Raw genomic sequence first — 22611 nt, forward strand, 5'->3', positions numbered from 1 at the left:
GTACTGCCTCGCGGGCTTTTGTTTTGTGGGCACCTAGGGGTGTAGCAATTCGGCTAAGGCAACTGCTTTTTGGCGCGCAGAAAGCGGTTAGATTTAGGCCCTACTTCTTCTCCTCTCTCATGAACAAACGTACACTCGCGGCCGGCGTGCTGGCCGGCGCCTTGCTGATGGGCTGTTCGCAGCAAACCCAGAAAGAAGCCCAGGTAGGTGGCGGTGCGCAAACCGCTACGGCCGAAAACACCCTCGGCTCGGTTTTCGACCGCTACTGGGAAGAAAACTCCAAGCTGTTTCCGTTGGAGGCCACGGCCCAGGGCGACAACCGCTACAACGACCAGCTGCCCAACGACGGCACGGTGGCCTTCCGGCAAAACCTGCAGCAGTTCTACCAGAAATACCTGACGGAGCTGCAGCAGTTCGACCGCGAAAAGCTTTCCGACAACGACAAAATCAGCTACGACATCTTCCGCTACGACCTCGAAACCAAGCTCGAGGGCCTGAAGCTGAACACCTGGATGGTGCCGTTTCAGCAGTTTTGGGGCTTGCCGCTTACCATGGGCCAGTACGGCTCGGGCGAGGGCGTGCAGCCCTTCAAAACCGCCGAGGATTACGACAACTGGCTGGGCCGCGTGCGCGGTTTCTCGGTGTGGGCCGATACAGCTATCAGCAACTTCCGGCGCGGCATGCGCGCCGGCGTAGTGCTGCCCCGCCCGCTGGTGCAAAAGATGATTCCGCAGATGGAAGCCATGGTGGTATCCGACCCCACGAAGAGCTTGTTCTACGGGCCCATCAACAAGTTTCCGGCTAGTGTTTCGGAGGCCGACCGCAAGCGCATTACGGAGGCGTACCGTGCCGCCATCAGCAACGAGCTGGTGCCCACGTACCGCCGCCTGGGTCAGTTCCTGGAAACGGAGTACCTGCCCAAGAGCCGCACCAGCACCGGCATTGCAGCCGTGCCCAACGGCCCCGAAATTTACCGGTACTACGTGAAGTACTGGACCACCACCGATAAAACGCCCGACGAGATTTACCAGACGGGCTTGGCCGAGGTGAAGCGCATCCGGACGGAGATGGAGCGCGTGAAAAACCAGGTTGGCTTTAAAGGCGACCTGAACGCGTTTTTCAACTACATGCGCACCGATAAGCGCTTTACGCCCTACAAAACGCCCGAAGACGTACTGAACGCCTTCCGCGGCATTCAGGCCAAAATCACCCCGAACCTTCCCAAGCTGTTCGGCCGCACGCCCAAAACGCCGTTCGAGATTCGCCAGACGGAAGCTTTCCGGGCCGCTTCGGCCTCGGCCGAGTACAACCCCGGCAACCCCGACGGCTCGCGCCCGGGCATTTTCTACGTGCCCATTCTCGACGCCAAAACCTTCAATACCACCTCGGGCATGGAGTCGCTGTTTCTGCACGAAGCCATTCCGGGCCACCACTACCAAACCTCGCTGCAGCAGGAAAACGACCAGATGCCCAAGTTCCGCCGCTTTGCGTGGTACGGCGCCATGGGCGAGGGCTGGGCTCTGTACACCGAGAGCCTGGGCAAGGAGCTAGGCCTCTACACCGACCCATACCAGTACATGGGCGCGCTGGGCGACGAGATTCACCGCGCCATCCGGCTGGTGGTAGACGTGGGCATGCACAGCAAGAACATGACGCGCGAGCAGGCCATTAAGTACATGATGGACAACGAAGCCATCAACGAGCAGGGTGCCGTAGCCGAAATTGAGCGCTACATGGCTATTCCGGCCCAGGCACTGTCGTACAAAACCGGTTCGCTCAAAATTCAGGAGCTGCGCCGCAAGTACGAGCAGCAGTTGGGCGCCAAGTTCAGGATCAGCGACTTCCACGACGAGCTGCTGAAAGACGGTGTAATGCCGCTGGCCGTGCTGGAGCGCAAGATGGATGCCTGGGCTGCTAAGCAGCAGTAGCACCTAGGGCCCCCGTGCAAAAAGCCCCGCGCCGTTGCTGGCGCGGGGCTTTTTGCTGGCTGCCGGGCTGGCCGGGGCCCGTGGGCACCTAGGCGTTGTCGGCGGTGCGGTCGGTGTCGCGCTCGTGGGCGTGGCGCCCGTCGTGGTTGGGGCGGGTGTGGCGGGTGTGGCGGTAGGCGTGGCTGCGGGCCGCCTGGCTGCCGGCAGAATGCAAACGCTGGCCGGATGCGGCGCCCCGCTCGCTGGCCGAGGAAACCCGATAACGTGAGTACTGCATAAATGGGGTGGGAAGGTGTAGGTTGTAGAGCTTTATAGCTGCTTGTACGCAGCGCAGCTATAGTCGAGTTTCCGAATAGACACGTATTTCAGCAAGATTTATACTTAGAATATTTACATAATTCGGCCACCGTATTTGCCGCCCGCTGCCTCCGCATACCTACCCTTGGTGCGCCCGGCTGCTGGCCGCCCAAAGCCGGCCCACAACCTAGGGCGCCGGCTACCGGTTGCGGAGCCGCCATGGGTGCTGTGCCCTAGGTGTTTGTGCCGCGGTCGGGCATTGCGGAGCTGCCGCTTCGGGCCACAAAAAAAGCCGCCCGCCGAACCAGGTTCGGGGGCGGCTGAGGCCGGTGTCGATGTGCGGCTACTGGCGGTTGTCCTGGCGGCTCGAGTTGCTGTTTTCGCGGTCGGTGTTGCGGCGTGGGCCACCGCCCTGCACGCCTTGCATGGAGGCGTTTTGGGGCGTAGAGCGCGGGATGTTGTTGAGCGAACCCCGGCCCGAGGTGGTGCCGGCTTGCGGCGGGTTGTCGGTGGCGGGTATTTCGGAGTCGTGGGCACCGCGGCCCGTGAGGCTACGGCCGCTGGTGGTGCTGCTGCCGTCGGTGGTGCCGGTTTCGGTGTATTTGGAGGTGTTGGGGTCGCCGCCGGGCTGCGAGCTGACGGCCTCGGCCACGGTGCGGGCGCCCGAGGTGGTGCCCACCGGCGTGTATGCCTTGCCGCCGCCCGATACGCTGTCGCGCTCGGTATCGACGCGGGTAGCGTGCGGAGCACGGTCGAACGAATCCTGGATGTAATGGTCGATGCCGGGTTCCATAGAACGGTCGCAGGCAACAAGCGCCGACAGCAGCAGCAGGGCCGCGCCTAGCGCGTACGGGGTGCGAGACATAGCAGAGGCAATGTTTTGGATGAGAGAATTCGGATTGAGCTGTTGTATACGCGCCGCGCCGCTCTTTTGGCTAACTGCACCTAGGCTCACGCGTGCGAAATGCCCCAACGCGCATCTTTGCGGCATCCAAACCCCATCAGCCTTGACAAACGCCGTACTCAGCTGGAGCGGAGGCAAAGACTCCGCGTTGTGCCTGCACCACGCGCTGCGCAGCCCGCACCTGCGCCTCACGCACCTGCTCACCACCCTCAACGAGCACTACCGCCGCGTGGCCATGCACGGCGTGCGGGCCGAGCTGCTCGAAGCCCAGGCCGAGCGCATCGGCCTGCCGCTGGTGCCCGTGTGGCTGCCCGAAATGCCCAGCATGGAGGTGTACGAGCAGCGCATGACCGCGGCCCTGGGTAGGCTGGCTGCCGAGGGCGTGCGCACCACCGTGTTCGGCGATTTGCACCTGCAGGATTTGCGTACGTACCGCGAGCAGCAGCTGGCGCACGCGGGCTGGCAAGCCGAGTTCCCCATCTGGCACAAGCCGGCTGCCGAGGTGATGCGCGAGTTTCTCGACCTAGGGTTTCGGGCCGTGGTGGTGTGCGTCAACGACCAGCACCTCGACCAAAGCTTTTGCGGGCGCGAGCTCGACGAGCAGTTTCTGCGCGACTTGCCGGCCGGCGTCGACCCGTGCGGCGAAAACGGCGAGTATCACAGCTTCGTGTACGATGCGCCGTACTTCAGCCGGCCTATTGCCTTTGCGCGCGGCGAGCAGGTACACCGTACCTACCGCCCCGCCACCGAAACCGAAAAAGCCAACGACGACTGCTACCGCAACGAGCCCAACCCCTTCAGCGCCGGCTTTTGGTACCAGGATTTGGTTGGCAGCTGTTAGTCGGCAGCTGTTAGCTGTTAGCGGTTGGCTGTCAGCTCTTGGCTGACATGCCATAACGCCAGTAACAGAAAAGCCCGCGACGCAAGTCGCGGGCTTTTCGTTGGGCTAATTTAGGCTGACAGCCGATAGCCAATAACTAACAGCCAACAGCTGATAGCTAACAGCTAAAAAACTAATAACCTTCTGTCGGCGCAAACGGGTCGATTACGCCGCTGGCGTAGGCTTCGGGCTGATCGAGGTGGTGGTGGCGCATGCGGTTTTGCTTGCGGCGCTTCAGGTGCTTGTTGCTGCCGTTGCGGCGCTGCGCGAGTATGGCGTAGGCAGCCAGGCCCACCACAGCGGCAGTGGCGCCCACCAGCAGCGGCGTGCGCGCCCCAATTACGGGCGGCGGCACCGCTACCACACCCGATTCGTCGGCTTGCGCGGGCTGCGGCACGTAGCGGCCGTGGGCCGGCACGGCCAGCCGGTCGAACTCGCGGGCCAGCTGCTCCAGCTCTTGCTGCAGCGCATCGCCGCGCATGGGCACGCCGTGGCCGGTAGCGGCAATGGCCGGTTTCAGCTGGGCCAGCAGTTCAACCGAATTGCGGGCGGCTTGCCAGTCGCAGGTAAAGTACTTGGGCGGGCCGTGCACCTCCTGGCGCTGCTCCCACACGGCAATGGCCGATTCCTGCTCCACCGTCACGAAGGCGTCGCCGGCCAGCAGCAGGCGGTCCGATTCGCGGAAAAACGACACGTGGCCGGGCGTGTGGCCGGGCGTGTGCAGCCAGCGCCAGCCGGGTAGCTGCGGCACCGAGCCATCGGCGGGCAGCTCGTGGGCGCGGCTGCCTAGGTCGTAGGGCGTTTTGGGGTACAGCACCGACATCAGCGCCATGGCACCGCCGCCCACGGTGGGGTCGGGTGGGGGGTACGAGGAGCGGCCCGTGAGGTAGGGCAGCTCCAAGCGGTGCGCGTACACGGGCACGTCCCAGTGCTCGGCCAGGGTTTTGAGGGCGCCGGCGTGGTCGAAGTGGCCGTGCGTCATCACAATGGCCTCGGGCCGCGCGCCTTCGCCAAACAGCGTTTCGGCCGCGTGCCGGATTTTGCCCGCCGCGCCGGGCAGGCCGGCATCAACCAGCACCCACGGACCCGAGTTGGGCTCGGGGCGCACGAAAAACAAATTCACGAACACGTTGCGCAACGCCCACACGCCGGGCGCTACGTACTGCAAATCGGGCGTGGTGGCGCGGTTCGGGCGCGACTTCAGCACATCCAGATGGTGATTGGTCATAGGGTAGGTGTTGGATTGAGTGGGTAGAGGCCCTTGCGGCGGCTAGTATTCGCAGCTGCAAAGCACCTCGCGTTTCGGCTCCGAAACCTGGTAGTTCGGCAGCGATACTTCTTTCATGTACACCACATCGAGGCGCTTCAGGGGCGGGTTGCGCGGGTTGAGGTGCCAGATGCGCAGCATGTAGTTGCAGTAATACGGCCGCATCCAGGAGTTGTCCACGAACAGGTAGTTCTCGGAGTACTTGCGCCACCGGTCGTTTTTGTGCAGCGCCATTACCGAGTACGGCTTTTCGTACGACACCGGCCGGCCCTCGCGGTACAAATCGTACAGGCGCCCGTTGGCGGCGTGGCCTTCCAGAATGTACCAGCCGTCGTCTTTGAACACAGCCGGCGCAAACATGCCCCAGTGCTGATCGGTACGAAACTGGTAGCCAAACCAGCGCAGCGGCTCGCTCATGGTGTAGCGCGGCGCGATGATGCCGTCGAGGTTCCACCAAATGGTGTAGCCCACGAGCACGTACAGCACGGTTTCGCGCAGCAGGGGCAATATTTCCAGCTGGCGCTTGCGGGCCCTGGGTTGCCAGGTGGCTTGCAGCTGCACCTGCAACGGCAGCTGCCAGGCCGGCAGCCGTTGGCGCAGCCCGCCTAGGTAGCCCGAGCAGCGTTGCGTAGCAGGACCCAGCTTGCACTCCAGCCAATTGAGTACGGGCGTGGGCAGCAGGCCCATGAGGGAGGCAAAGTTGATGACGAAGAACAGGCCCACGAACAGCGTAAGGCTGATGCCGATATGAAAGCTGAACAGCACGGCCACAAACACCGTCCGGAAAAACGCGGTGCCCACCGGTATAAACAGCAGAATGGGCAGCAGCAGCTCGGTGTAGTAGGTGAGGTGCGTCAGCCAGCGCATCAGCTCGTAGTGCGGGTACAGCAGGCGGCCGCCGGGCATCAGCACCTGGTCGAGGCTGAGGGCGTAGTAAATGGCCGTGCCCTCGGTGGTCCATTCGGGGGCGTTTTTCAGGAAGGCCGTGCACACGTACACCAGGGCAATTTGCACCACATAGGCCACCGTGGCGGCGCTAAAGTGCGTGTAGCTTTCGGGGGCAGGCTTGCCCTCGGCATCCTTGCTCCACACGCGGCCCCAGGGCAGAAAGATGCTCCAGAACAGCAGCATGCGCAGCAAGTCGTCGCCGCCCTGCGCAATCATGGGGTTGCGGTTTTGCAACGACACCAGCATCACCCACGAAAGCACCGTCATCAGGCGGGTGCGCCAACCCAGCAGCAGGCCCACGGCAAAAGCCGCCGCCGCCAGAAACAGCAGCGCCTGCACCTGCCACAGGCCGCTCATGTTATGAATGGAAAACTCGTAGGGGTTCCAGGCCCGCTCGAACAGCACGTGCAGGGGCAGCACCCCCAGGTTGGTGTAGTGGGCCTCCAAGTCGGTGCTGCGGATGCCCAGGTCGAGCAGGATTACCGCGGCCACGGCCATGCGCATCAGCGCCAGGGCCCGGATATCGACTTCGAAAGGACGGCGCAACAAGGCCAACAACCGAAGGCCGGGCCCGCTGCCGGATGAAGGAGGCGGAGGCGCAGAAAGGGCAACCTCCTCGGTGGGAAGTTGCCCTTGCGCCCGGTCAAGCGGTTCGACCGAAGTATGCAAAGCCGTTAGGAATTAGCGGGTGGTTGAACCGGAAGTAGAACCCGACGTGGTGCGGCCCGAGGTGGTGCCCGACGTAGTACCCGAGGTAGTGCCACGGGTGGTAGAGCCCGAAGTGCTGCCCGACGTAGACGTGCTGCGGGTGGTGGAGCCGGAGGTGCTGCCGCTGGTAGTACCCATGGTGCTACGCGTGGTGGAGCCCGAGGTAGTACCGCTGGTGGTGCCCATGGTGCCCGAGCCCGAGGTAGAGCCGCTGGTGCTCATGGTGGTGCTGCCGCTGGTGGTGCCCGAGGTAGTCCCCGAAGTGCTCATCGTGGTAGAGCCCGACGTAGTCCCCGAAGTGGTAGTGCCCATGTCGCTGCCCATCGTAGTAGTGCCCGAGGTGGTGCCGCTGGTAGTGCTGCCGCTGGTGCTACCCGAAGTGGTGCCGTAGGTGGTGCCGCTGGTTGAGCCCGAGGTAGTACCCGTGGTAGTGCTGCCCGATGTGGTGGCCGGCGTCGTCGAGTCGTAAGTGCCCGAGGTGGTGCCGCTACCCGAGGTAGAGCCCGAAGTGGTGGCGCCGGAGGTGGTTTCGCGGTTGCAACCCGAAAGGGCAACCGAAACGCTCAGCACGGCGGCCGAGAACAGGAAAAGCGGGGAACGAAGCGACTTTTTCATAGCTGTAGGGGGTGATGGTTGTGAGAAGAACTTGTACGCAATGCCTGAACGACGAAACTCTACAGCGGGCCAGGGCGGCGGCTTTCACGCCAAGCCAGCCCATACTCTACGTAGCTCACAAAAGAAGAGCTATATAGCGGTGTTTATTTTTGCCCGACGGGCTTGGAGCAAAGGCAGAAAAAAAGGACAACCACAAACGTGACGTCCTTTTTCTCCCTCCTCTTTCCAAATGTGAGCGTGTGAGTAAGCTAGTTGGTAGTGCTGCCGCTGGTGGTGGAGGCACCGGCGCCGGAGCCGCCCGTGGTGCCGCCCGTGGTAGCCTCGTTGGTAGTAGCGCCGCCGCCCGTAGAGCCCGCGGTTGTGCCGGCCGTAGAGCCGGCGCTCGAGGTGGTGCCGCTCATGCCGCCGCCTGTGGTTACGCCGCCGCCCGTAGTGCCCGACGAGGTGCTGCCCGTGGTGCCCGAACCGGTGCCCATAGTACCAGTGCCCATGGTGTCGGTGCTGCCCATGTCGGTGGTGGTTTCGGTATCTGTGCCTTGTCCGGGGCCCGTGCCATCGGCACCCATGCCGGAGCCGGCGTTGGAGTTGCCATCGTTGCCACAAGAGCCCAAGGCCAGAAGCGCGCACATTGCGCCCGACATGCACCAAATGCGTGTACGGTTCATAAACAGTGTTTTAGGTTGGTTGGTGGTAGTAACTGCTGCGGCGAATACAGGAGGCATATACGCTTCCACATGAAGATCAGATGAACTTTACCAAGAAAATTTTGTGCATGTTTTTTGCATAAACAAGGTGTATTTTCTGAAGCGGCACCGCTGCCAGTATTATTGCGAAGGCCACAACCCAACTGCATTTCGCGGGTTGCGTACTGGCACTGCACCTCTGCTTCAACTTCTTCCGCCATGACACCGGGCTCCTCCATTATCCTCTTCGACGGCGTTTGCAACCTGTGCCACGGCTTGGTGCAGTTCATTATCGAGCGCGACCCGGCGGGGCGGTTTCAGTTTGCCTCCCTGCAATCGGAAGCGGGCCAGCGCCTGATGCCCGGCGGCATCAACCCCGACCCCGCAAACCCCGACTCGGTGGTGCTGATTGAGAACGGCCGGGCCTACACCCACTCCACGGCCATCCTGCGCATTGTGCGGCACCTAGGGGGCGGCTGGCGCCTGCTGGGCCTGGGCATGGTGCTGCCACGTTTTCTGCGCGATGCCGCCTACCGCTTTGTGGCCCGCAACCGCTACCGCTGGTTTGGCAAGCAAAACGAATGCTGGCTGCCCACGCCCGCGCTCAGAGCCCGCTTTTTGTAGGGCGCCGGCTGCCTTTGGGCCGGGTGCTTACTGCGCCCTGCGGCCCTCCCCAAAACCGGCGCGGCCGGCGGCACCTAGGGTGCCGCCGGCCGCGCCGGTTTTGGTATGTTACGCTTGCGCCTGGTAGCAGCTATGCCGCCGACGAAGCTGCGTGCTCGTCGCCGCCTTTGTTGGCCGAAGGCAGCAGGCTTTGCAGGGATTTCACCAAGGAGCCGGCTCCCGCCCCGAAAAACTGCTGATCGAATTCCTCCAGGGCCCACGCGGCGCGCACCACGGTTTTCAGGCCGGCGGGCGTAAGCGAAAGGCTGCGGGCCCGCGCATCTTGCTCGTGGGTGGGGCGCTGAATCAGGCCTTTTTCCTCCAGCGCACGTACGATTTTGCTGGTGGTCATTTTGTCGTAGTGGGCAAACTGCGCCACCTGGGCCTGCGTAACCGGCGCCTGCTGCTGACCTAGGCGCTGCACGGCGGCCAGCAGCAAAAACTGGCTTGGCGAAAGGCCCATGGGTTGCAGCACTTCGCCCAGGCTGCGTTGCCAGTGGGCGGTGGCCTGGGCCAGCAAAAAGCCCGGGTTTACATCGGGGCCTTCAAACGTAAACAATGGGTCGAGCGGGAGTGCCATAGGAATTTCGGTAGGTTGCGCGCCCAAACACGTGGGCCAGGTAGGTTTTCGGCTAAACGAATTTCCCGTAAACAGGTTTACCGTAACCCCGCTTACTATCAACCATTATCCTGTGCAGCCGCCACTTGCGGCACTTTTCTCTGTTATGAAAGCTCTTGTTCTCGATGGGGTGGGCCAGCCGCTGCAACTCCGCGAAGTGCCCACGCCGCAGCCGCAAGCCGGCGAGGTGCTGGTACGCCTGCAAGCCGCCGCCCTCAACCACCGCGACGTCTGGATTCAGAAAGGCCAGTACGCGGGCCTGCGCTTTCCCATCATTCTGGGCTCCGATGGCGCCGGCACCGTGGCCGACCTAGGCGAAGGCGTGCCGGAAAGCCTGCGCGGCCAGCAAGTCGTCATCAACCCCGGCCACAACTGGGGCGACAACCCCCGGGCCCAGGGCCGCGATTTTACCATTCTGGGCCTGCCGCACGATGGCACCTTTGCCGAGTACGTGTGCGTGCCGGCGCGCTACGTGCACCCGCGCCCCGCCCACCTCACGCCCGAGCAAGCGGCCGTGCTGCCGTTGGGGGGCGTTACGGCGTACCGGGCGCTGTTTACGCGCGGCGGCCTGCAAGCCGGCGAGCGGGTGCTGATTACCGGCATTGGCGGCGGGGTGGCCCTGCTGGCCCTGCAGCTGGCCTTGGCCGCCGGCGCCGAGGTGTGGGTAACCTCGGGCTCCGACGACAAGCTGGCGCGGGCCTGCGCCCTAGGTGCCCGCGGCGGCATCAGCTACCGGCAGGAGGGGTGGGGCAGCGCCCTGGCCAAGCAAGCCGGCGCGGGCTTCGATCTGATTATCGACAGCGCCGCCGGCCCCGGCACCGCGCAGCTACTGGAGGCCGCGGCCCCCGGCGGGCGCATCGTGTTTTACGGCGGCACCACCGGCGCCATTACCCAACTGCCGCCGGCGCGCATCTTCTGGAAACAGCTGAGCCTGATGGGCTCCACGATGGGCACCGAAGCAGATTTTGCCGCCTTGCTGCGCCTCGTAGATGACAGCCAGCTGGTACCCTTCGTGGACGCAGTGTTTGCCCTGGCCGAGGGCGAAAAAGCCCTGCGCCGCCTGGACGAAGGCCAGCAGTTCGGTAAGCTGGTGCTGCAGATAAAATAGTTTGTAAGTGGTTGTTTTTCAGCGCGAATAAATTGCAAGCTGAAGTGCTGAAATGGAATGTGCAGCCGGCCCTGGGTGTTTTACTCCTGACACTGAAACAGCAGCCGATACTGACATGAAAACACCCGCTGAATACCTCGACATGCCGGTTTTTTACCTTACGTATCCGACGGGTGAAGTAGCCGAGCAAGCCCCCGTGGTTAGCTACGACGACGCCCTGCGCGCCGTGGAAAACGCCTTGGCCGATGCCGAGAAATACCGCTACCTGCTGATGCGTGCCCTGCGCCGCTCGCAGGAGCCCGAGGGCGGCGTGCCCTTCAGCCCCGCTCCCGAAATCGGTGCTGATGTGCGGCCCATGTACCCCGACATTGCTGCCTAACCTAGGGCGCTGCTTTGCTGATATTAAACACCCTGTAGGCGGCTTCTCACTACGAGAAGCCGCCTTTTTTTGCGCCCGAACCGTAGGCTCGCTCAGCCTGTTGCCAACCCGTGCCTGCAGGTTGCACCGCTCGTAAGCAGCAAAAGTTGGCCCTTTGGCCAACCCATGGCGGGGCGGCCCGCGTATCGGCCGTAAATTGCTGCTTCGTAGCGCACTCTCGAGCCTGTTGCGGGCCAGTCAGTGTCATTACGTTTGGCACAGATGCCTGCTTTCGAATGCCCAATTATTACGCTTTGCTCAAGTATTTCTTTCTGGGGTGGCTGCTGGCCTGCACGTGGCTGGCAGCGCCGGCGCGGGCCCAGCGCTTTGCGGCCATTGGCGACTACGGCTACGCCGGCACGCCCGAGCGCGACGTGGCTTCGTTGGTGAAAAGCTGGAACCCGCACTTCGTCATCACGCTCGGCGACAACAACTACGACTACGGCGACTCCACCACCATCGACCAGAACATTGGCCAGTACTACCACGAGTACATCGGCTTTTACAAAGGTCGCTACGGGCAGGGCTCGTCGTACAACCGGTTTTTCCCGAGCCTCGGCAACCACGACCTGTACACGGCCAACGGCATTCCTTTTCAGCACTACTTCACGCTGCCGGGCAACGGCCGCTATTACGAGTATCGGCGCGGCAACGTGCATTTTTTTGTGCTGAACAGCGACCCGGCCGAGCCCCACGGCGTAGCCAGCACCTCGGTGCAGGCTCAGTGGCTGAAGCGGCGCCTGGCCGCGGCCCGCGCCCCCTGGAAAGTGGTGTACTTCCACCACGCGCCGTACTCCTCGGGCAAGCACGGCAGCACCACGTTCATGCAGTGGCCTTTCAAGGAATGGGGTGCCTCGGTGGTGCTGGCCGGCCACGACCACCACTACGAGCGCCTGGTGGTGGAGGGCTTACCGTATTTCGTAAACGGCCTGGGCGGGCGCAACATCTACAACCTGAACCCCCAGCGCACCGTGCCCGGCAGCCGCGTGCGCTACAACGCCGACTACGGCGCCATGCTCATGCAGGCCTCGGCCGACACGCTGCGCCTCGAGTTTTACACCCGCCGCGGCCAGCGCATCGATTCGTATACCCTGGGCAAGGGCTTGCCCCTCGAAGGCACCTTGTACCCGCCGGCTCCCAACCCGTTTAGCGGTTCTACGGAGCTGGCGTTTGCCGTGCCCGAGCCCGGGCGGGTGCAAATTCGGGTGCTGAACATGCTAGGGCAGGAGGTAGCCACGCTGTTTGATGCCGAGGTGCGCGCCGGCAAGCGCCAGCTCAGGTGGTACCAAGGCTCGCTGAAAGCGGGTATTTACCAAGTGGTGATGACCAGCCCCAGCGGCAAGGTTACGGTACGCGCCGAAGTACTGTAGCCGACTCGGGGTGGTTGCCGGCCAGGCGTTGGGCCAGCACCGCAGCCAAATCGGCGGCTTGCTGGCGCAGCTCCGGCACCGCCGTCGACTCGAACCACAACGGGCGCAGGCTAGGACCTAGGGTGAACAAGTGCTCCGAAGGGATGCCCATGCTATCGAGCAAAGCTCCTTCAACAGAAGTTTGGATGCCCAGGCGCATGGAGTCGGGCACGAGCAGGCCGGCGTGGCGCAGCTGCACAATAAGCGGATCGTTGAGCTGCTGGTAGTCCATCAGCGGGCCGGTGCACAGTACCACATGGTCGGCCTGCAGCCATTGGTGGTTGTGGTCGTGGCGGATTTGCACGGCCAGCTGCTCGTTGCGGCCCTCGATGTGCCGCACGCGGCCCTTTTCCACTTGCAGGCGGCCGCTACCGAGCAGCTCGCGGAGCACGGCGGCGTTTTGCGGCGGGTTGCGGTGCCGCAGCGTCGACCACAAGGTGGCCAAATGGCGCATAAAGCGTTGCTGCTCGGGCCGGGGCCAGTTGGCCCAAATGTGCCCTAGGTCGGGGCGCAGGGCATCGAGCACGGCCCGCCAGTTGTAGCCCTGGGCGGCGCCTTGGGTTACGTGCCGGCGCACCACGCGCAGCACTTCAGTTACGGTGCGCAGGCCAGCTATTTCCGAGGCGTAGTAGTTGGGGTAGGGGGCTACGGCCGTTTCGGTGTGGGCTACGGGCCAGCGGCCGTGGCGCGATACGGCCAGCAAGGGGCCGCGGTGCCCGTCGGCCCGCAAGGCCATCAGTACATCAACGGAGGTGAGGCCGGTGCCAATCAGCAGCACCGACTCCTCGGGGCCGATGTTGCGCAGCGCGCCGGGCGCCCACGGGTTGGCATGGAAGTGCGGGTGCTGGTGGTAACCGGTATCGGGCCGCACGGGCATGCTGGGCGGAAAATTACCTAGGGCCAGCACCACCGTGTTGGCATTCAGCTCGCGGCCGTCGTCGAGGGTTACGCGCATCAGGCAGCCACCGGCAGCGGGTGCGGCGGCTACCGCGCGGTTGGCCAGCCACTGCACGCGCACCCCGTTGATGGCCGTGTTCTCCAACGCTGCCTGCACCAGGCCCTCGATGTAGCGGCCGTAGGTTTGGCGCGGGCAAAAGCCGTACTCACCCTCGGCAATGCCGTTTTGCTTCAGCCACTCCACAAAGTGGTTGGGCTGATCGGGAAAGGCGCTCAGGCCCTGGCTGCGCACGTTCAGCAGCCACTCGGGCCGGTCGTTGGTGTAGGCGGTGCCGGGGCCGAGCCGCTCGCGCGGCTCCACCACCACCACATCGAGCGGCCAGGGGCCGCCGGGCAGGCGCGTAAGCTGCACGGCCAGCAGGCTGCCCGCTACTCCGCCCCCAACAATGACAATGGTACGCCGCGTCATACAAAGCATTGTAAGTCCAAGATTATCTTGGCTATGAGTCCGAAAAAAGGAAATTTTCCGGACTCTGCCTACCTGGGGCTTACAGGCAGCGGGCGCGGCAGGCCGGGCTACAGATACGCGTTCGGCACCAAAAAGTCGCGCACGTACTCGCTGATGCCGTCTTCGAGGCGCGTGAAAGGCCGCGCGTAGCCAATGCTGCGCAGCTTGCTCATGTCGGCCTGCGTGAAGTATTGGTAGGTGTCGCGAATGTCCTCCGGCGTGTCCTTGAACTTGATATCGGCCGTTTTATCGAGCGCGGCAAAGGTGTTCAGGGCCAGGTCGAGGAAAGTGCGGGCTTCGCCGGTGCCCAGGTTGTAGATGCCCGAGTTGCGGCGGTGGTGCATCAGGAAGATGCACACGTCGGTGAGGTCGCGCACGTAAATGAAGTCGCGCATCTGCTCGCCGTCGGCAAACTTGGGGTTGTGCGAGCGGAACAGCTCCATCGAGCCCGTGCGCTGCACCTGCTGAAAGGTGTGGAATATCACCGAAGCCATGCGGCCCTTGTGGTATTCGTTGGGGCCGTACACGTTGAAGAACTTCAGGCCCGCCCAGAAAAACGGCTTCTCTTCCTGCTGAATGGCCCAATTGTCGAAGTCGTTTTTCGAGTCGCCATAGGGGTTGAGCGGGCGCAGCAGCGGCAGCAGGGCTTCGTCGTCGGAGTAGCCGAGCGTGCCCGAGCCGTAGGTAGCCGCCGACGAGGCATAGACCAGCGGCAGCTGGTAACGCACGCAGGCCTGCCACATCTGCTTCGAGTAGTTCAGGTTCAGCAAATCGAACACGGCTTTGTCTTGCTCGGCCGTATCGGTGCGGGCGCCCAGGTGGAAGATGAACTCCACCTGCTCGTGGTTCTTATCAAGCCACTCGAAGAACTCGTTGCGGTCTACGAACTCGCGCAGGCGCTTGCCTTTCAGGTTCGGCATCTTCTTCTCCACCGAGAAGTTATCCACCGCCACCACGTCGTTGAAGCCATCGGCATTGAGCCGGCTTACCATGCAGCTGCCGATAAAGCCCGCTGCGCCCGTCACGATAATCATAAGCTCAGATGTCGTTTTCTGTGGGGCAAAGGTAGGGCAGCCGATGGCAATGCACGACTAGCTGCGCGGCGCCGTGCGCAAATGCTGCGGCGCCGCGTGTGGCTCCGCGCCTCATCGAGGCAAAAAAGCCTGCCGGCACCTAGGGCGCCGGCAGGCTTATCGGTTGGTTGCGAGTGGTTTACTGCCTGCGGTAATGGGGTTAGAGGTTCAGCGAGGCGCTGTACATCCACACCGTTTTCTCCTGCTCCCGAATGTAGTCGCTCATCAGCGCGCCGGTGCCTTCGTCGTTGGCCTCGCCGGCCAGCTCCAGCAGCTGGCGCTCCAGTATCAGCAAGGCCTGAAAGTTCTCGACCACGGTGCGCACGGCGGCGTTGCCTTCCGAAACGTTGGTGGCCTCCTTGATGGTAGCGGTGCGCACGTAATCGGTAAACGAGTGCAGGGGGCGGTGGCCCAGCGTGAGGATGCGCTCGGCTATTTCGTCGATTTTCACGAGGGCATCGGTATACAGCTCCTCAAACTTGGCGTGCAGCTCGAAAAACTTCTCGCCCTTGATATTCCAGTGAAAGCCGCGGGTGTTGATGTAGAAAATCTGGTAGTTGGCGAGCAGGGTGTTCAGGCCCGAGGCAAGCTCCTGCGCCTGAGCCGAGTCTAAACCGATGTGGTTCTTCATGTGCGTGTTTGGAATGGAATGAGTAAAGATCCGTGGCAACCCCGGCGCTGCGCCGGCCGGCTGCTCCTTGGTGCATAAGCAAATCGGGGCACCTAGGGTTACGCCCGGCGCCGATGCCAAAGCTCTACGCTGGGCCGGGCGCTTGGTTTTGGCCGAGTTGCCGGGCGGCCGCGCATGCCCGAAAAAGGGCCCGAAGTTTCCGCTACCTTTGGCGCACTGTTTCTTGGTTGACTTTGCAACCAGACAGCGGCAGGTGCCCGGCCCTAGGTCGGGCTTAAAAAGGGAATCGGGTGCAACTCCCGAACAGACGCGCTACTGTAAGTACCCGCTAGCCAAGTCTTTTCGAGCAAGCCATTGCCCCGCTCCCAGGGGCGAGAAGGCCGAGAAGATGGTACAAGTCAGGAGACCTGCCCGCCGCTGCTTGGGTGACGCCTTCGCGCCTACAAGGCCGTCATCAGGTAAGAAAAGCAGCGGTTATGCGCTGTTGTGCAGCCGCTTGGCAGAGCTGCATCAGCACCGTTCGGTGCCTTGCCTGTTGGCTCCGGAGGAAAGCAGAATGCGCACGGTAATGCAGCCGGGCAGCAGGTATCCGGCAGCCTTCGGGCCAGCCTTTTCTTCTGCTTGATGACGTCTCCTTTCCCGGGTTCTTCCGACCTGTTTGCCCTGCCCGTGCCGCCGCTGGTGCCGGCCGGTAGCCCGCTGCCCGCCGCCGTGCAGCACCGCATCGATACCAAAACCAAACCCCTGGGTGCCCTAGGTCAGCTCGAGGACTTGGCCCGGCAGGCCAGCTTGGTGCAGCAAACCTTGACACCTGAGCTTCGGCAGCCGCACCTGCTCGTATTCGCCGCCGACCAAGGCATTGCTGCCGAAGGCGTAAGCCCATACCCCGCCGAGGTAACCGGCCAAATGGTGCGCAATTTCGCCGCGGGCGGGGCGGCCATCAACGTGTTCTGCCGGCAGCATGGCCTTGCGCTGCAGGTAATAAACGCCGGCGTGGCCAGCGACCTCGCCGACGTGCCCGGCGTGCGCGACGCCAGGGTAGGAGCCGGCACCCGCAGCTTCCTGCACCAACCAGCCATGTCAGCAGCTGAGTGCCAGCAAGCCCTGAATGCCGGTGCGGCCATCGTCGATGAGCTGCACGCCGCCGGCTGCAACGTAGTGGGCTTCGGCGAAATGGGTATTGGCAACACCTCGTCGGCGGCGGTGCTGCTGCATGTGCTCACGGGGCTGCCGTTGGCGCAGTGCGTAGGCCGCGGCACCGGCCTCGACGATGCCGGCCTGCAGCATAAGCTTGCGGTGCTTACCCAAGCTGTAGCCGCTCACCCCGAAGTATCGGCCCGCAACCCCTTACAGGTGCTAGCCACGTTTGGCGGCTTCGAAATAGCCCAGCTTTGCGGTGCCATGTACCGCGCCGCTGCCCGGCGCATGTTGGTGCTGGTCGATGGTTTTATCGTAAGTGCCGCCCTGTTGGTAGCGGCCCGCCTCGAGCCCGCTGTGCTCGACTATTGTGTGTTCTGCACTCAATCGGCCGAGGCTGGGCACCGCCATTTGCTGGCCGCCCTAGGTGCCCGCCCGCTGTTGCAGCTGGGCTTGCGCCTGGGCGAGGGCACCGGCTGCGCTTTGGCGTACCCCTTGGTGCAGTCGGCCGTGGCCTTCCTCAACGAAATGGCCTCCTTCGAAAGCGCTGGCGTAAGCACTGCCACCGAAGCTACAGCCTCCGAAGCCCGATGAAACAGTGGCTTCGCACCCAAGTAGAGCTGCTGCTGACGGCCGTAATGTTCTACACCCGCATACCTTGCCCCAGCTGGATTGGCCACTCCGAGGAGCTGCTCAACCGCTCCACCATCTATTTTCCGCTGATTGGCTGGCTGGTGGGCGCGGCTTCGGCCGTGGTGTACCTAGGGGCGGCTTACCTGTGGGGCTCGGCCATTGGCTTGCTCCTGAGCATGGTGGCCTCGGTGCTGATTACCGGGGCTTTCCACGAGGATGGCTTTGCTGATGTGTGCGACGGTTTTGGGGGTGGCTGGACGAGCGGCCGCATCCTCGAAATCATGAAAGACAGCCGCGTGGGTACCTACGGCGTGGTGGGCTTGGGCTTGCTGATGGCAACCAAATTTGGTTCGTTGTACCAGGTTAGCAACGCCGAATCGGCCATCCGGGCATCCATACCGGTATTACTGCTGGTAGCACATCCGCTTAGCCGCCTTACGGCCCTCAGCTTCGTGTTCACGCATCAGTACGCCCGCGAAAACGACGACGCCAAAGCCAAACCCGTAGCTAAGGCCCTCGACCTAGGTCGGCTGCTGACGGCCAGCGCCTGGGGCCTGCTGCCATTGCTAGCGTGGATGGCCTACGCCCAAAACCCGGGCATGCTGCTGGTGCTGCTACCATTAGCCATTCTGCAAGTGGTGCTGGGTCGGTGGTTTCAGCGCTGGATTGGCGGCTACACCGGCGACTGCCTCGGCGCTACCCAGCAACTGGCCGAGGTGGTTATTTACTTGTTCTTCACCGCTAGCATCTGGTTCTGATGGCCTCTCCGCTGCTCGACGTTTACCTGATTCGCCACACTGCCGTGGCTACACCCGGCCTCTGCTACGGCCACCACGATGTGGGCCTGGCCGAAAGTTTTGCCGATGAGGTAGCCGCGCTCCAAACCAAGCTGCCCACAGCGCCGGAACAAGGTTTTCAAGCGTTTACCAGTCCGTCGACGCGGTGCCGGCAGCTGGCCCACACCGTTGCCAACAGCGCCGTCCTCGACGAACGCCTGCGCGAAATGCACTTCGGCGCCTGGGAAAACCGCGCGTGGGCCGAGCTGCCCGAAGCCGAGCTTACGCCCTGGATGGCCGACTACGTAAGCGTAGCGCCGCCCGCCGGCGAAACCTTCCAGCAGCTGCAAGACCGCGCCACCGCATTTCTGGCCGAGCTGCCGCAACTCTCACCCGAAGCCGGACCGGTGCTGGTGTTCACCCACGGCGGCGTAATCCGGGCTCTGTTGGCGCACTGCCTGGGCTACCCGCTGCGCAATGCCTTTCAGGTTACCATCGATTTCGGCTCCGTTACCCAGCTCACGCACCAACACGGGCGCTGGCAGGTGCGCACCGTCAACCGCTGACCCGTTCCCCTAATGTGTGTGAACAGTCAGCAAAAAGAACGTCATGCTGAGCGCAGTCGAAAGGTCGGCGTAGCCAAGCATCTCTACTGCTTCGCCAGATAGTAGAATGTTATCAGCAAGGAGGCTTGGCAACGCCTTGGTGCGGTTCGACAAGCTCTGAAAGTTTTTTGCATTCGCCTTCCACATTCCCCTAGGTCCATAACCGCGCACCTTCTCCCCACACCTGCGCGCTACCTTTGCCAGCCATGCGCTACCTGTATTTGCTGCTGCTCGGGGCTTCGATGGCCGCTTGCTCCCAGGCTTCTGATTCGGCCAACGCCACCAAGGTCGAAGCCCCGCTGCCCGCGCGCATCACCGTTACCGACGACCTAGGTCGCGCCGTCAGCATTCCGTCGCGCCCGAAACGCGTTATGGCCCTGGCGGCCTCCATGACGGAAATGCTCTTCGCCGTAGCTGATACGGGCACCATCATTGCCCGCACCCAGGCCTGCGACTACCCCGCGGCGGCCTTGCGCAAGCCCAAAGTCAACAGCTACCCCGTCGATTTTGAAACCATTGTGGGCCTGCACCCCGATGTGGTGTTCACAGTAGAAGGCATGACCAGCGCCGCTGATGCCGCCCGCCTGCAGCAATTAGGTGTGCCGGTGTACTACCAGCGCTACCGCCACGTCGCGGACATCCTCCGCGGCCTCCGCGACCTAGGCCGCCTGCTCGGCCGCGAACCGCAAGCCAAGCACCTCACCGATTCGCTCCGGCGCGAGCTGGCCAGCCTTCCTGTCACCAACGGCTCCAAGCCGCGCACCCTGGCCATTACCTGGCTCGACCCCATTTACGCCTACGGCCGCAACACCCTTTTTACGGACAAAATCCGACTGGCCGGCGGCCAAAATGCTCTGCAGGATTCGTTTCCGCAGCCCTACCCAGCGCTTACCCGCGAGTACATCCTTAAGCTGAACCCCGATGTGCTCATCGGCGGGCGGTTTGGCAAGCTCGATAGCACGTTCTTCCGCATGTACCCCGAGCTGCGCCGCATTCGGGCCTACCAAACGCGGCAGGTGTACCCCGTCGATGGCGACCTGATGGCCCGCCCCAGCCCGCGCATTATTCAATCCGTACGCGAGCTACACCGTTTGCTGCACCCCACTACATGAGCCGTCGTGCGCCGCTGCTTTTTGGCCTTACTCTGGTAGCTGCCGTGGTGCTGCTGCTAATAGGCATGCGCCTGGGCAGCATCGAAAGCGCCGATTACGCCACGCTTTGGCAAGCCCTGCAGCACTACGATGCCAACAACCCGGCGCACTTGGTGCTGATTGAGCTGCGCTTGCCTAGGTTGTTGCTGGCCTTGCTGGCCGGTGGGGGGTTGGCCCTGAGCGGCTACCTCATGCAGGCCATGGTAAACAACCCCTTGGCCGACCCTTACTTGCTCGGCACCGCCTCGGGCGCCTCCCTAGGTGCTTTGGTGGTGAGCGTGCTCTTGCCAGCGGCCAGCACCATCACGCCCTGGATTTTACCGATTGGCAGCCTGGCCGGCGCCGCGGGCGCCACCCTGCTGGTAATCGGCATCGGTTCGCGGCGCGGCCGGCTTATACCCGCGCAGTTGCTCTTGGCTGGGGTAGCCGTGGCCTCCATGCTCAACGCCCTGGGTGGCCTCATCATCTTTCAGGCCCAAACCGATTCGCAGCTGCGCGCGGCTGTGTCGTGGGCATTCGGCAGCCTCGAGCGCGCCGGTTGGGGTTTGCTCACCGGGCCGGCTATTGCGGTGGTTATCGGTTTGGGCCTGGCCTGGGCCCTGCGTCGCCACCTCAATATTCTGCTGCTAGGGGAGGAGCGGGCTACTGCCCTAGGTCTGGATGTGGGCCGAACCCGCTGGGTGCTGCTGCTGGCGGCCAGCGGCATTACGGCGGGTGTGGTAGCCCTGTGCGGGCCGCTTGGCTTTGTGGGGCTGATTGTGCCGCATATCACTCGCGGGCTGCTCGGCGTTACGGGCCGGCTCAACGTGGCTTTTTGCGCTTTGCTGGGCGGAACGTTTTTGCTGGCCTGCGATTTGCTAGCGCGGTGGCTGTATCCGCCGGCCGGTTTGCCGGTTGGGCTGATAACGGCCCTGTTCGGCGTACCGTTCTTCGTATATTTGCTGCGAAAAAAAGGGGCTTAGCGTCTTGGGGGCTTGGGTCTGGTCTGTCGGTCTGGCAGCTCGAACCCAGGCCCCCAAGCCCCTACGTCCCCAAGACCCTTCCAAATGATTTACCTAAGCCGTCAGGAGCACTTCAACGCCGCCCACAAGCTCTACAACCCCAACTGGAGCGAGGAGCGCAACAAAGAGGTGTTCGGGCCCTGCGCCAATACCAACTGGCACGGACATAACTACGACCTCATCGTTACGGTAAAGGGCCAACCCGACTCCGAAACCGGCTTTGTGGTCGATCTGAAAGCCCTCAGCGTACTCATCCGCGAGCATATCGTGCGCCACGTCGACCACAAAAATCTCAACCTCGACGTGCCCTTTATGGCTGGCAAGCTGGCCAGCACCGAAAACCTGGCCATTGCCTTCTGGGAAATCCTGCAGCGCGAGCTGCCGAGCATTACCCGCACGGCGCAGCTGCACTGCGTCAAGATTTACGAAACGCCCCGCAACTTCGTCGAATACTACGGAGGGTAAAATCAATTAAAAATTGAGAATTAAAAATTAAGAATTAGGTCGGCAAAATGCAGGCTGGTTTGCTTCATTGAGCGTTTTGATGCTTGCAAATCGCCTGGCTAATTGCCCAATAATTCCATTTTTAATTTTTAATTTTTAATTATTAATTGATAATGAAATACTACCTGATTGCCGGCGAACGGTCCGGCGACTTCCACGCCGCACGCCTCATGCGTGCCCTGAAGCAGCAAGACTCGACCGCCGAGTTTCGTTGCTGGGGTGGCGATATGATGAAAGAAGCCGGTGGCGAGCTGGTGCACCACTACGACGAAATGGCCATTATGGGCTTCGTGGAGGCGGCTACCAGCGTGTTCAAGTTTCGGCGCTTTCTGAAGGAAGCCGAGCAAGACCTGCTGGCCAACAAGCCGCACGTGCTGATTCTGGTCGATTATGCCGGCTTCAACCTGCGCGTGGCTAAGTTTGCTAAGGTCCACGGTATCAAGGTGTTTTACTACATCTCGCCGAAAATCTGGGCCTGGAACCAGAGCCGCGTACACAAGATCAAGCAGCTCGTCGACCGCATGTTCGTTATCCTGCCCTTCGAGCAGGAGTTCTATAAGCGTTTCGATTACGAGGTCGACTACATCGGCAACCCCACGGCCGATGCCGTGCACGAGCACCCCGCGCCCACCGATTTCTACCAGCGCAACGGCTTCGACCCGGAGCGGCCCATTGTGGCCGTGCTGCCCGGCTCGCGCAAGCAGGAAATCGAGGAGATGCTGTTTGAGATGCTGCGCATCCTGCCGCCCTTCCTCGATTACCAGTTTGTAGTAGCCGGCGTTTCCAACCTCGACCGCAACTACTACAATCACTTCGAGCGCAACAACGTGCGTATCGTGTTCGAGCAAACTTACGATTTGCTCCGCCACGCCAAAGCGGCCATCGTAACCAGCGGTACCGCCACCCTCGAAACCGCCCTGTTCGACGTGCCGCAAGTGGTGTGCTACCGCACCAGCACCATTTCGTACCGCATTGGCAAGGCTGTCATCAAGGTGCCGTACATTTCGCTCGTCAACCTGATTGCCGGCCGCCAGGTGGTAAAGGAGCTGATCCAGGGCGAGTTCAACGCCCGCAACCTCGTGGCCGAGCTGCACCGCCTGCTCGAAGACGACGCGCACATCGCCGAAATAAAAACCGGCTACGCCGAAATCCGCGAGAAGCTGGGCCGCCAGAACTCCGCGCAAAAAGCCGCCGAGCTGATGGTGGGCTACCTGCTCACGCGCTAACCGCCCTAGGTACCAAAAGCCA

General features: G+C 62.7%; 23 protein-coding genes and 1 riboswitch. Of the genes, 13 read left to right on the plus strand and 10 right to left on the minus strand.

Annotated features, from left to right (window positions below):
* Positions 1–119: 119 nt before the first annotated feature.
* Entirely contained in the window at positions 120–1928 is a 1809-nt protein-coding gene (locus OIS50_RS01055) for a DUF885 domain-containing protein (RefSeq protein WP_264692487.1), read from the plus strand.
* Between the two features lie 88 nt (positions 1929–2016).
* On the opposite strand, the gene OIS50_RS01060 is transcribed toward OIS50_RS01055, so the two are convergent.
* The gene (locus OIS50_RS01060) at positions 2017–2205 is read right to left on the minus strand and encodes a hypothetical protein (protein ID WP_264692488.1); all 189 of its coding nucleotides are present in this window, start codon (positions 2203–2205) and stop codon (positions 2017–2019) included.
* Positions 2206–2568: 363 nt separating this feature from the next.
* Complete coding sequence (locus tag OIS50_RS01065; RefSeq protein WP_264692489.1) at positions 2569–3090, minus strand: hypothetical protein; 522 nt, start codon at positions 3088–3090, stop codon at positions 2569–2571.
* Between the two features lie 142 nt (positions 3091–3232).
* Between OIS50_RS01065 and OIS50_RS01070 the strand changes: the two genes are divergently transcribed.
* On the plus strand, positions 3233–3970 hold the full coding sequence (locus tag OIS50_RS01070) for an adenine nucleotide alpha hydrolase (protein WP_264692490.1): 738 nt from the start codon (positions 3233–3235) through the stop codon (positions 3968–3970).
* A 172-nt stretch (positions 3971–4142) separates the two neighbouring features.
* On the opposite strand, the gene OIS50_RS01075 is transcribed toward OIS50_RS01070, so the two are convergent.
* From OIS50_RS01075 to OIS50_RS01090, 4 genes are all read right to left on the minus strand, one after another.
* Positions 4143–5237, minus strand: a complete 1095-nt coding sequence (locus OIS50_RS01075; RefSeq protein WP_264692491.1) for an MBL fold metallo-hydrolase — start codon at positions 5235–5237, stop codon at positions 4143–4145.
* A 42-nt stretch (positions 5238–5279) separates the two neighbouring features.
* Positions 5280–6770 (minus strand): hypothetical protein, encoded by a 1491-nt coding sequence (locus OIS50_RS01080; protein WP_264692492.1) that lies wholly within the window; start codon positions 6768–6770, stop codon positions 5280–5282.
* Positions 6771–6905: 135 nt separating this feature from the next.
* Positions 6906–7547 (minus strand): hypothetical protein, encoded by a 642-nt coding sequence (locus OIS50_RS01085; RefSeq protein ID WP_264692493.1) that lies wholly within the window; start codon positions 7545–7547, stop codon positions 6906–6908.
* Positions 7548–7795: 248 nt separating this feature from the next.
* Entirely contained in the window at positions 7796–8212 is a 417-nt protein-coding gene (locus tag OIS50_RS01090) for a hypothetical protein (protein ID WP_264692494.1), read from the minus strand.
* A 237-nt stretch (positions 8213–8449) separates the two neighbouring features.
* Between OIS50_RS01090 and OIS50_RS01095 the strand changes: the two genes are divergently transcribed.
* A complete protein-coding gene (locus tag OIS50_RS01095; protein WP_264692495.1) occupies positions 8450–8854 on the plus strand; it encodes a thiol-disulfide oxidoreductase DCC family protein in 405 nt (134 codons plus the stop codon).
* Positions 8855–8984: 130 nt separating this feature from the next.
* Here the strand turns inward: OIS50_RS01095 and OIS50_RS01100 are convergent, their stop codons facing one another.
* Positions 8985–9473 (minus strand): MarR family winged helix-turn-helix transcriptional regulator, encoded by a 489-nt coding sequence (locus OIS50_RS01100; RefSeq protein WP_264692496.1) that lies wholly within the window; start codon positions 9471–9473, stop codon positions 8985–8987.
* Positions 9474–9618: 145 nt separating this feature from the next.
* Here OIS50_RS01100 and OIS50_RS01105 point away from each other — a divergent pair, with 145 nt between their 5' ends.
* From OIS50_RS01105 to OIS50_RS01115, 3 genes are all read left to right on the plus strand, one after another.
* Entirely contained in the window at positions 9619–10620 is a 1002-nt protein-coding gene (locus OIS50_RS01105) for a zinc-binding dehydrogenase (protein ID WP_264692497.1), read from the plus strand.
* A gap of 115 nt (positions 10621–10735) precedes the next feature.
* On the plus strand, positions 10736–10999 hold the full coding sequence (locus OIS50_RS01110) for a hypothetical protein (protein WP_264692498.1): 264 nt from the start codon (positions 10736–10738) through the stop codon (positions 10997–10999).
* A 275-nt stretch (positions 11000–11274) separates the two neighbouring features.
* Complete coding sequence (locus OIS50_RS01115) at positions 11275–12408, plus strand: metallophosphoesterase (protein ID WP_264692499.1); 1134 nt, start codon at positions 11275–11277, stop codon at positions 12406–12408.
* Here OIS50_RS01115 and OIS50_RS01120 read toward each other — a convergent pair.
* The 3 genes from OIS50_RS01120 to OIS50_RS01130 form a co-directional block, all read right to left on the minus strand.
* A complete protein-coding gene (locus tag OIS50_RS01120) occupies positions 12383–13813 on the minus strand; it encodes an FAD/NAD(P)-binding protein (protein ID WP_264692500.1) in 1431 nt (476 codons plus the stop codon). The genes OIS50_RS01115 and OIS50_RS01120 overlap by 26 nt on opposite strands.
* Before the next feature lie 107 nt (positions 13814–13920).
* Entirely contained in the window at positions 13921–14886 is a 966-nt protein-coding gene (gene rfaD / locus OIS50_RS01125) for an ADP-glyceromanno-heptose 6-epimerase (RefSeq protein ID WP_264692501.1), read from the minus strand.
* A 199-nt stretch (positions 14887–15085) separates the two neighbouring features.
* Positions 15086–15556: a Dps family protein gene (locus OIS50_RS01130; RefSeq protein WP_264692502.1), complete on the minus strand. Its 471-nt coding sequence runs from the start codon at positions 15554–15556 to the stop codon at positions 15086–15088.
* Between the two features lie 234 nt (positions 15557–15790).
* A riboswitch (cobalamin riboswitch) is annotated at positions 15791–15985 on the plus strand.
* Positions 15986–16180: 195 nt separating this feature from the next.
* Between OIS50_RS01130 and cobT the strand changes: the two genes are divergently transcribed.
* From cobT to lpxB, 7 genes are all read left to right on the plus strand, one after another.
* The gene (gene cobT / locus OIS50_RS01135) at positions 16181–17287 is read left to right on the plus strand and encodes a nicotinate-nucleotide--dimethylbenzimidazole phosphoribosyltransferase (protein WP_264692503.1); all 1107 of its coding nucleotides are present in this window, start codon (positions 16181–16183) and stop codon (positions 17285–17287) included.
* The gene (locus tag OIS50_RS01140; RefSeq protein ID WP_264692504.1) at positions 17284–18084 is read left to right on the plus strand and encodes an adenosylcobinamide-GDP ribazoletransferase; all 801 of its coding nucleotides are present in this window, start codon (positions 17284–17286) and stop codon (positions 18082–18084) included. Before cobT ends, OIS50_RS01140 begins: the two co-directional genes overlap by 4 nt.
* Positions 18084–18668: an alpha-ribazole phosphatase family protein gene (gene cobC / locus OIS50_RS01145; RefSeq protein WP_264692505.1), complete on the plus strand. Its 585-nt coding sequence runs from the start codon at positions 18084–18086 to the stop codon at positions 18666–18668. The genes OIS50_RS01140 and cobC overlap by 1 nt, the downstream gene beginning before the upstream one ends.
* Before the next feature lie 245 nt (positions 18669–18913).
* Entirely contained in the window at positions 18914–19819 is a 906-nt protein-coding gene (locus OIS50_RS01150; RefSeq protein WP_264692506.1) for an ABC transporter substrate-binding protein, read from the plus strand.
* Positions 19816–20820 (plus strand): FecCD family ABC transporter permease, encoded by a 1005-nt coding sequence (locus tag OIS50_RS01155; protein WP_264692507.1) that lies wholly within the window; start codon positions 19816–19818, stop codon positions 20818–20820. Before OIS50_RS01150 ends, OIS50_RS01155 begins: the two co-directional genes overlap by 4 nt.
* 84 nt (positions 20821–20904) lie before the next feature.
* The gene (locus OIS50_RS01160; protein ID WP_264692508.1) at positions 20905–21324 is read left to right on the plus strand and encodes a 6-pyruvoyl trahydropterin synthase family protein; all 420 of its coding nucleotides are present in this window, start codon (positions 20905–20907) and stop codon (positions 21322–21324) included.
* A gap of 152 nt (positions 21325–21476) precedes the next feature.
* Positions 21477–22589, plus strand: coding sequence for a lipid-A-disaccharide synthase (lpxB, locus tag OIS50_RS01165; RefSeq protein WP_264692509.1), 1113 nt, complete (start codon positions 21477–21479; stop codon positions 22587–22589).
* Positions 22590–22611: the final 22 nt, after the last annotated feature.

It is taken from the genome of Hymenobacter sp. YIM 151858-1 (assembly GCF_025979705.1).
Lineage (GTDB): Bacteria > Bacteroidota > Bacteroidia > Cytophagales > Hymenobacteraceae > Solirubrum.